6 protein-coding genes are annotated in these 8,097 nt (G+C 73.1%); 2 read left to right on the top strand and 4 right to left on the bottom strand.

Annotation, left to right across the window (positions count from 1 at the left end; all coding sequences use genetic code 11):
- Nucleotides 1–165 precede the first annotated feature (165 nt).
- Entirely contained in the window at nt 166–1,485 is a 1,320-nt protein-coding gene (locus tag ACFW9D_RS36865) for a S28 family serine protease (RefSeq protein WP_384629700.1), read from the top strand.
- A 21-nt stretch (nt 1,486–1,506) separates the two neighbouring features.
- On the opposite strand, the gene ACFW9D_RS36860 is transcribed toward ACFW9D_RS36865, so the two are convergent.
- Both ACFW9D_RS36860 and ACFW9D_RS36855 read right to left on the bottom strand, forming a co-directional pair.
- A complete protein-coding gene (locus ACFW9D_RS36860; protein WP_384629697.1) occupies nt 1,507–2,331 on the bottom strand; it encodes an SAM-dependent methyltransferase in 825 nt (274 codons plus the stop codon).
- A 51-nt stretch (nt 2,332–2,382) separates the two neighbouring features.
- Nucleotides 2,383–4,560, bottom strand: coding sequence for an FUSC family protein (locus tag ACFW9D_RS36855; RefSeq protein ID WP_384629703.1), 2,178 nt, complete (start codon nt 4,558–4,560; stop codon nt 2,383–2,385).
- 220 nt (nt 4,561–4,780) lie between these two features.
- Here ACFW9D_RS36855 and ACFW9D_RS36850 point away from each other — a divergent pair, with 220 nt between their 5' ends.
- Entirely contained in the window at nt 4,781–4,981 is a 201-nt protein-coding gene (locus tag ACFW9D_RS36850) for a hypothetical protein (protein ID WP_384629694.1), read from the top strand.
- Between the two features lie 29 nt (nt 4,982–5,010).
- Here the strand turns inward: ACFW9D_RS36850 and ACFW9D_RS36845 are convergent, their stop codons facing one another.
- Entirely contained in the window at nt 5,011–6,666 is a 1,656-nt protein-coding gene (locus tag ACFW9D_RS36845) for a penicillin-binding transpeptidase domain-containing protein (protein WP_384629691.1), read from the bottom strand.
- Between the two features lie 254 nt (nt 6,667–6,920).
- A complete protein-coding gene (locus tag ACFW9D_RS36840) occupies nt 6,921–7,796 on the bottom strand; it encodes an SGNH/GDSL hydrolase family protein (RefSeq protein ID WP_384629688.1) in 876 nt (291 codons plus the stop codon).
- Between the last annotated feature and the right edge of the window lie 301 nt (nt 7,797–8,097).

Below are 8,097 nucleotides of genomic sequence, written 5' to 3'. Positions count from 1 at the left end.
CGGCGGGGCCCGGCCTCCGCGCGTTCCCGGCCCCGCCCGCACCCCGGGCCGGGACAGTAACGAGCAGTAACTTCCCGCACTCAACTCCCGGCGGCCCCGGGCGCGTTAAGGTCACGCTCACCGATCGTGATCCAACTCGTCGTGCCCACAACCCGGGAGGCATCCGTGCGCCTGCGCACCGTACCCACGCTGCTGTTGTCCGCCGCTCTGACCGCCGGCGCCCTCGCCGCGACCGCCGCACCGGCCTCCGCCGCGGACGGGTCCTTCGAGGAGCGGCTGCGCGCGATACCCGGCGTGTCCGTCACCGGTGTGACGGACAAGGAGGGCTTCCCGCTCTACTCCCTGTCGATCACCCAGCCCGTCGACCACGACGACCCGGCGGCCGGCACCTTCCAGCAGCGCTTCACCCTCTGGCACAAGTCCGCCGACCGGCCCGTCGTCTTCTACACCGGCGGCTACGGGCTCTCCTCGTCGACCCGCGAACCCACCGCGCTCCTCGACGCCAACCAGCTGAGCATGGAGCACCGCTTCTTCGGGCCGTCCGTCCCCGCCGGTGCCACGCCCTGGAACAAGATGACCGTCCAGCAGGAGGCCGCCGACGAGCACGCCGTCGTCCAGGCCGTGCGGCCGCTGTACGAGAAGACCTCCAAGTGGCTCGCGACCGGCGGCTCCAAGGGCGGCATGACCGCGACCTACCACTACCGCTTCTACCCGCGCGACTACGACGGCGTCGTCGCCTACGTCGCCCCGAACGACGCGAACAACGACGACGACAGCACGTACGAGCGCTTCTTCACGTCCGTCGGCACCCAGCAGTGCCGCGACGCGCTCGCCGCCGTGCAGAGAGAGATGCTCGCCCGCCGCGACACCCTGCTCCCCAAGTTCGAGCAGACCGCGAAGGACGAGGGCTACACCTTCACCGAGACGCTCGGCACCACCGACCGCGCCTACGAGTTCGCCGTCCTGGACCAGGTGTGGAACTTCTGGCAGTCCGGCACCGCCGCCGACTGCCCCACCGTTCCCGACGCGAAGACCGTCTCCGACGACGAGCTCTACCAGTGGTCCCTCGGCCACGGCCTGTCCGTCTACGAGGACTCCACCCTCGGCGCCAACGGCAGCGGCCCCTACTACCGGCAGGCCGCCGCCCAGCTCGGCTGGGCCGGCCTCAAGTTCAAGAACCTCCAGGGTGTGCGCCACTACCCGGACATCTACGAGCCGAACTCGGTCCTGCCCGAGGGCATGCGCACCACCTACGACGGCACAGTGATCAAGGGCGTCGACAAGTGGGTGCGCAACGACTCGCGGCGCATGCTCTTCGTGTACGGGCAGAACGACCCGTGGAGCGCCGAGCAGTTCACCCCGAGCGCCCACGACTCGTACAAGTATGTCGTGCCCGGCTCCAACCACGGCGCGCGGATCTCCGCCCTTCCGGCCGACCAGCGGGACGCCGCCACCGCGACGATCCGCCGGTGGGCCGGGAAGTAGCCCCGTCGCCGGAGCCCGGCGTCAGGCCTTGCGGGCCACGCCGCCGTACGCGTCGACCGCCGGTCCCGCGGCCGGCGCGGCGCCGGGCTCCGGCCGCCAGTCCGTGACCCGCACGACGCCGGGCTCCAGCAGTTCGAGACCGTCGAACAGCGAGGTGAGCTCCGCGACCGAGCGCACGTGGTACGGCACCGCGCCGCTGTCCTTGTACGCCTCGGACGCGGCGATCATGCCCGGGCTCGTGGCCGTGCCGTCGCTGACCGCCAGGAAGCTGCCCGGCGCGAGCCCGGCCATGAGCTCCTTGATCAGTCCCTGCGCCCGCTCGACCGGGTCGACGTGGCCCAGCGTGTTGAGGATCATCAGCGCGACCGGCCGCGACAGGTCGAGCGTGCCGGCGGCCGCCTCGAGGATCGTCGCCGGGTCGTAGAGGTCCGCGTCGAGGTACGCCGTGGCACCCTCGGGCGTGCTGGTCAGCAGCGCCCGCGCGTGGGTCAGGACCAGCGGGTCGTTGTCCACGTACACGATGCGGGCGTCGGGGGCCACGCTCTGGGCGACCTGGTGCGTGTTGTCCCCGGTCGGCAGCCCCGTACCGATGTCCAGGAACTGCCGCACCCCCTGCTCGACCGCCAGATGCCGCACGACGCGGCCCAGGAAGTGCCGGCTGGTGCGCGCCACGTCGACGAGCCCGGGGAATATCTCCTTGATCTGGTCGCCGACCTCCCGGTCCACCTCGTAGTGGTCCTTGCCGCCCACGAAGTAGTTCCAGAAGCGGGCCGAGTGCGGCGTCGTGGTGTCGATGCGGCTGCGCAGCTCAGACGCGGCGGCGTATCCGGAACCCTGGTCCGACATGAAGTGCCTCCTCAAGCACGGGTGTTCGGGCCAGTCAATCATCAACTCCCGTCACGCACGCGGGCGCACGGGAACGTCGAGGGGCCTGGCCAGACCCGTGATGCCCTCGTCGAGACGCTGCAGGTGCCGCAGCACGCGGAACGTCACGGTGTTCGCCGCGGGCACGCCGAGACCGTCCGTCTCCAGCATCGCCGCGATGCTCGCGCCCGACTCCACGCGGCCGCTCTTGTCGGCCTCGGTGACGTGCGCGACCAGTACGTCGATGTTGTGCGCGATGCGCCGCGCCGCCCGCCCGAGCCGGGGATCGGCTCCCACCCGCTTGCTGTACGGCACGAGCTCGGCCGTCGCCGCGAGGGAACGCGCGTGGTACGCCGACGTCTCCAGGAGGGCCACCAGATAGCGGGCCGTCTGGCGGCGCTCGCGCAGCGGGGTGATCGGATGTGTCAGCGGCTGGGTGGACGCCCGCAGGTCGTCGAGCGCCGTGTCCAGGTCCCGCGCCTTGTCGAGCAGATCGGCCGCGGGGCCGCCGCTGAGCTGCTCCACCGCTCCCGCCACCACGTCGCCGAGCCGCTCCAGGACCGTCGCCAACTGCTCGTCCGTACGGCTGTCGGTGCGCACCGGAAGCACCAGCATCGCGGCGACGATGCCACAGGCCGCGCCGAGCGCCGTCTCCTCGATCCGCAGTACGAGCACGTCGACGCTGTACGTGTTGAGCAGGGTGTAGAGCAGGCCGAGCATCGCCGTCACGAAGAACGACATCAGCGCGTACGACAGCGGGGCGGTGAAGAACATGGCGAACACGCAGAGCAGGACGAGGCCGAACGCGATCCACGTGTGGTTGCCGACCGCGCCCGCGAGCCCCACACCGGCGACGACACCGAGCACCGTGCCGAGCAGCCGCCGGTAGCCCTTGACCACGATCTCGCCGGTGGACGCCGTGTTGAGGAACACGACCCAGCAGGTGAGCACCGCCCAGTACCAGCGCTGCGTGGACAGGAACTCGCCGCCGACGATGGCGAGCGAGGAGCCCACCGCGACCTGGAACGCGGCGCGGGTCGTCGGGCGGCGCAGCCCCGACGGCTCCTCCTCCGCCTCCTCGGCGACCTCCTTCTCCACCGAGATCGACACGTCCTCCGCGTCGAACTCCTCGCGCGAACGCGTCGTCGCCGGGGAGTCGTCCGACTCGTCCTGCGGCCCGTCGAGCGCGAGCCGCAGACCGAGCACGGCGCGGGCCGCCTCACCGATGCCGCGGAACACGTCCTGCACGGCGAGCGTGGCGCCCGGCGGGATGCGCTCCTCGTCGCGGTAGCCGAGCAGACGGTTGCGGATCTGGGCGACGGCCGTGCCCCGGTTGGACTCCGTGGGGCGGATCACCATGAGGTGCAGGGCGCCCAGATCGCGGCGCAGCGTCGCCGTCGCCTCGTCCTCGCGGCGCAGCAGCCGTCCGGTGGCCGGTACGGGCGCGCCCGGCAGATGCAGGGTCAGGGTGTCGGCACGGTCCGCGCTGCGGGCGTTCAGGAGCAGCATTCCGAGGCGCTCGGCCGCGACCTCCGCGTCCGCGACACGGCGCTGGACGAGCGCGGCCGCCGCCTCGTCGCGCGTGCCGTCCTCCAGTCGGCCCTGGATCATCAGGGCCGACTCGTGGAGCCGGGCCGTGTGCCGGCGCAGGTCGTCCAGGACGTCGTCGAGTTCCTCCGGAGGCGCGTCCAGCAGCCGCGTCTGCGCCGTGACCAGCTGGCCGAGCCGGGCCCGGAACGCCTCGCGCAGCCGGCCGAGCACCCGCTGCGGGGTCTCCGGCACCAGCGCGAAGCGGGCCGCCGCGCTGCACGCGAAGGCGATGGCCAGGACCCCGTACAGGGGCGGCAGTTGGCCGGTGCCCGCGCCGACGAACAGGGACACGAAGTAGACCTGGAAGCCGATCAGGCCGAGCGCGGTGCCCCGGTCGCCGAAGCGCCGGGAGTAGACCGCGCCGAAGATCAGCGCGATGAAGAAGAGGTCGCCCGCGACGACCCGGTGGTTGAGGACCGCGCCCAGGGATATCGCCACGAGCGCGACCGGCAGGCCGAGCGCGAGCGTGACGGCCTGGCCGCGGACGGTCTTCTCGCGGATCGCGAACGTGCTCACCATCGCGGTCATGGCGCCCACGACCATCTGCGTCACACTCATGCCGATGATCGCGAGCACGGCGAGCGTGAGGCCGATCGCCGCGACGGTCCGCAGTCCCGCCATCAGCCGCAGCAGGCCGGGGTCGGACGCCACGAAGCGGTCCCAGGTCCCCTTGAGGGTCGGCCGTCGCGCCACCGTGTCACTCCAAGATCGATCCGTCGTGCCGCCTCCGAGCATACGAGCACACGGAAGCGGCCCCGACGTGCGGCCGTTCGGTCGGAACCGGGCGGGGCGCGCCCGCCGGTTGCGGCCGACCGGCGCGGTTGCATCGGACGATCAGCACATGATCGATGTAGTGGTGATGCTCAGTGGAGTCATGGGAGTCGCCCTGCTCGCCGAGGCGGTGTGGGCGATGCGGCGCAGCGTTCAGGAAGGGGGTGACACGACCGCGGTCGTGGCCAAGGGCGTCAGCATCGCGCTGGCCGCCTCACTGTGCGGCGCGCTCGGCCTCGCCGCCGTGCTCTTCTTCGCTGTCCCGCACTAGGGCCGGCGTTCGGATCGGACGGGAGACCCCTAGTCGTCGCCCTCGTCACCCTCGTCGCCCTTGTCGACCGCCTTCAGGACGGCCGCCACGAGCGGTCCCGAGGACTCGCCGCCCCGGCCGCCGCGCTGCATCACGGCGGCCGCGGCGAGGTCGCCGTGCCAGGCGGCGAACCAGCCGTTGGGGTCCTCCTGCCCGACGACCTCCGCCGAGCCGGTCTTCGCGCCGATGTCCCCGGACAGCCCGGCCATGGCGCCGGACGCCGAGCCGGATGTCGCCGTCGTGTGCAGCAGGTCCCGCAGCCTGCGGTGCGCGGTGGGGTCGAGCGTGCGGGCGGCCTTCGCGAGTTCGCGGTGGTCGACGGACGGCGCCACGAGGTACGGCTGGCGGAACGTGCCGGTGCGCGCCGTGGAGATCACCGACGCCATCGTCAGCGGGTTCATCCGCACCTCGCCCTGGCCGATCAGCGCGGCGGCCTTCGACGCGGCGTGCTGCACCGGCACCGACCCGTCGAACGCGTCGACCCCGACCGACCAGCGGGTGCCGATGCCGAACACCTCACGGGCCTGGCGCGGCAGATCGTCGTCCGCGAGCTTGCCGGCCTGCGTGATGAAGGCGGTGTTGCACGACGCCGCGAAGTCGGCCCGGAAGGTGCCGCCGGGGATCTCGAAGTCGTCCACGTTGTGGAAGGTCCAGCCGCCGTACGAGGCGTTCTTAGGGCAGGGGTGCGGGGCGTCCGGCGTCGCCAGCTTCTTCTCCAGGAGCAGCGACGCCGTGATCATCTTCATCGTGGAGCCGGGCGCGAGCCGCCCCTCCAGCGCGGTGTTCGGCCCGTCGGTACGGGAGTTGGCGACCGCGAGGACCTCGCCGGTCGACGGCTTCAGGACGACGATCGAGGCGTCGGAGCGCTTGGCGACCTCCTCCTCGGCCGCCTTCTGCACGGTGGGATCGATCGTGGTCCGCACCTTCCCGGGCCGTCCCTCGGCGACCTCGAGCAGCGTCTCGCCGGCCGGTGGCTCGGCGTCCCCGCCCGCGCCGCCCTCCGGCACCACCCTCAGTTCGAGACCGGGCCGCCCGCCCGCGGCCTTGCCGTAGGCGCGGCCGAGCCCGGCGACCACCGGCGCGAGCGAGGGGAAGTCCCCGGTGTCCAGCGTCCTGCCGTCGCGGTCCGTCGCCCGCACCGGGGCGGGTCCGGTGTCCCGCACCGAGAGCCGCTCGCCCGCGTCCAGCCGGGGATGCAGCACCGACGGCGCCCAGCGCACGACCGCCTTCCCGTCCCCGGCCCGCCGCACTACGGTCAGCGCGTCCTCGTACGTGAGCGGCGCCCGTGCCCCGTCGTAGCGGAACTCCGCGCGCACCGCGTAGGGGACGCGAGTGCCGCGCGGCGCACCGGGGCGGATCGTCACCGGGGAGAGGCGGGCCGAGTCGAGGTAGTCGCGCAGCGCGGCCTTCGCGGCCTTCTCGTCGTCGGTGCGGGACGCGGCGCGCCCCGCGTCCCCGTCGGCCCACGCGTCCAGGAACCCGGTCGCGGCCGAGCGGACCTCGGCGGCGGACAGCGGACCGGTGCGGGGCGCCTCCTCGCCGGGCGTCACCACCGCCCAGGCCGCCGTGCCGGCCCCGGCGAGGGCGAGCGCCGCCGCTCCCGCGAGCCATGTCTTCCTGCGCCTGGTGTGCCGCTCGCCGCCCACGGACCCTCCGACCTCGTCGTTCCACGCCCCCAGAGGGCGTCCTGCCGGTCTTCGTGGGCGCGTGACGTCCCGCAGGGGACTCTCGCCGTGCCGACCGAAGACCCGAGCAGCTCCGCTACGAGGGCCTTCGCCCGGCACGCCGAGAGCGCGCACCGGACGCCCCAGGCTGATCCACGAAGATCGGCAGGACGCCCCTGGGCCCCCACCGTAGGCAGGCCCCCGGGGCGTGTCCCTGTCGGACTGCGCCGTTCAGGTCAGCGCAGGCCCAGCGCGCCGAGGGTCAGGTCGGCCATCGCGGCCTCGCCCTGCGCGTTGGGGTGCACGGGCACGAAGTTCGTGCCGAACAGCGCGGGCTCCACCCAGCGGGTGCCGGCGGTCTGGCACGCGTCGTGCCCCTCGGACGCGGTGCCCAGGTCGACGTAGGTGGACCCGGTCTCGGCGGCCGCGCGGCGCACCGCGTCGTTGAGGTGTGTCTGGATGTCCCGCACGTACGGGACGTCGCCGGAGGCGATCGGCATCTTCAGGAAGCAGCCCGCCTGGGCCTTCGCCGGCATGATCCACGGGTAGCCGAGCACCGCGACGCGCGCCTTCGGCGCCTTGTTGCGCACCGCCTCCAGCGCGGCCTTCACCGCCGGGTACGTCTTGCCGTCGATGTCCTTGGCGAAGCTGTCGCCGTACAGCGTGCGGCACGGGTCGCCCTGCCCGGCCGTGGCGATCCCGGCGGAGGCGCAGGCCAGGATCGTGTTGATGAACGTGTTGTTGTCGTTGCCGCCGATGGTCAGCGTCACCAGCCGGGTGTCGTCCGACAGCGCGTCCAGCTGCGGGGCCACACCCGGGTACTGGGACCCGGCGAAGTCCTTGGTCTGCGCGCCGCCGCAGGTCACGTCCTTGAGCTCGGCGCCGGTGCGCTCGGCGATCACGTGCGGGTAGTTCGCCGTGGACCGGGCGCACAGGAGGCTCGCGGAGGGGTCCAGGGGCAGCACCCCGGACGCGGCGCTGTAGCTGTCGCCGAGGGCGACGTAGGGGAGGGGCTGCCCGGTGGCATGGGCCGGCCCGCCGAGGGTGACGAGGGCTGCGCCGGCCGTGGCCGCCACGGCCGCGACACGGCCGCCGAACGCGCGGAACGCCATCTGAACTCCTTCGAATGCGGCTCGGCCCACAGGCCAAGTTCCGTGTGAGAACAGGGGGTTGCAGCGCGCTGACAGTTGAAGCTACCGACGAGTTCGAAAACGAGTCAATAGTCGTGCACGGACATGACAAACGGGGGGGCGGGGGGGCTGGGGGCCCCCCCCCCCCGGGGGGGCGCGGGGGGGGGCCGCCGGGTGCGGGGGGGGCGTCGGCGGGCGGGGGGGCGGGGGCGGGGGCCGGGGCTGGCCGGGGGGCGCGCCCGCACCCCCAGCCGCTGTCGACGAGCACGCTGGGTCCGGTCAG

Origin of the sequence: Streptomyces sp. NPDC059524 (assembly GCF_042749255.1) — a bacterium.
GTDB classification, from domain to species: Bacteria; Actinomycetota; Actinomycetes; order Streptomycetales; family Streptomycetaceae; genus Streptomyces; species Streptomyces xanthii.
The sequence above is the reverse complement of the archived record's forward strand: the minus strand, read 5'-3'. Positions and strand labels throughout refer to the sequence as shown.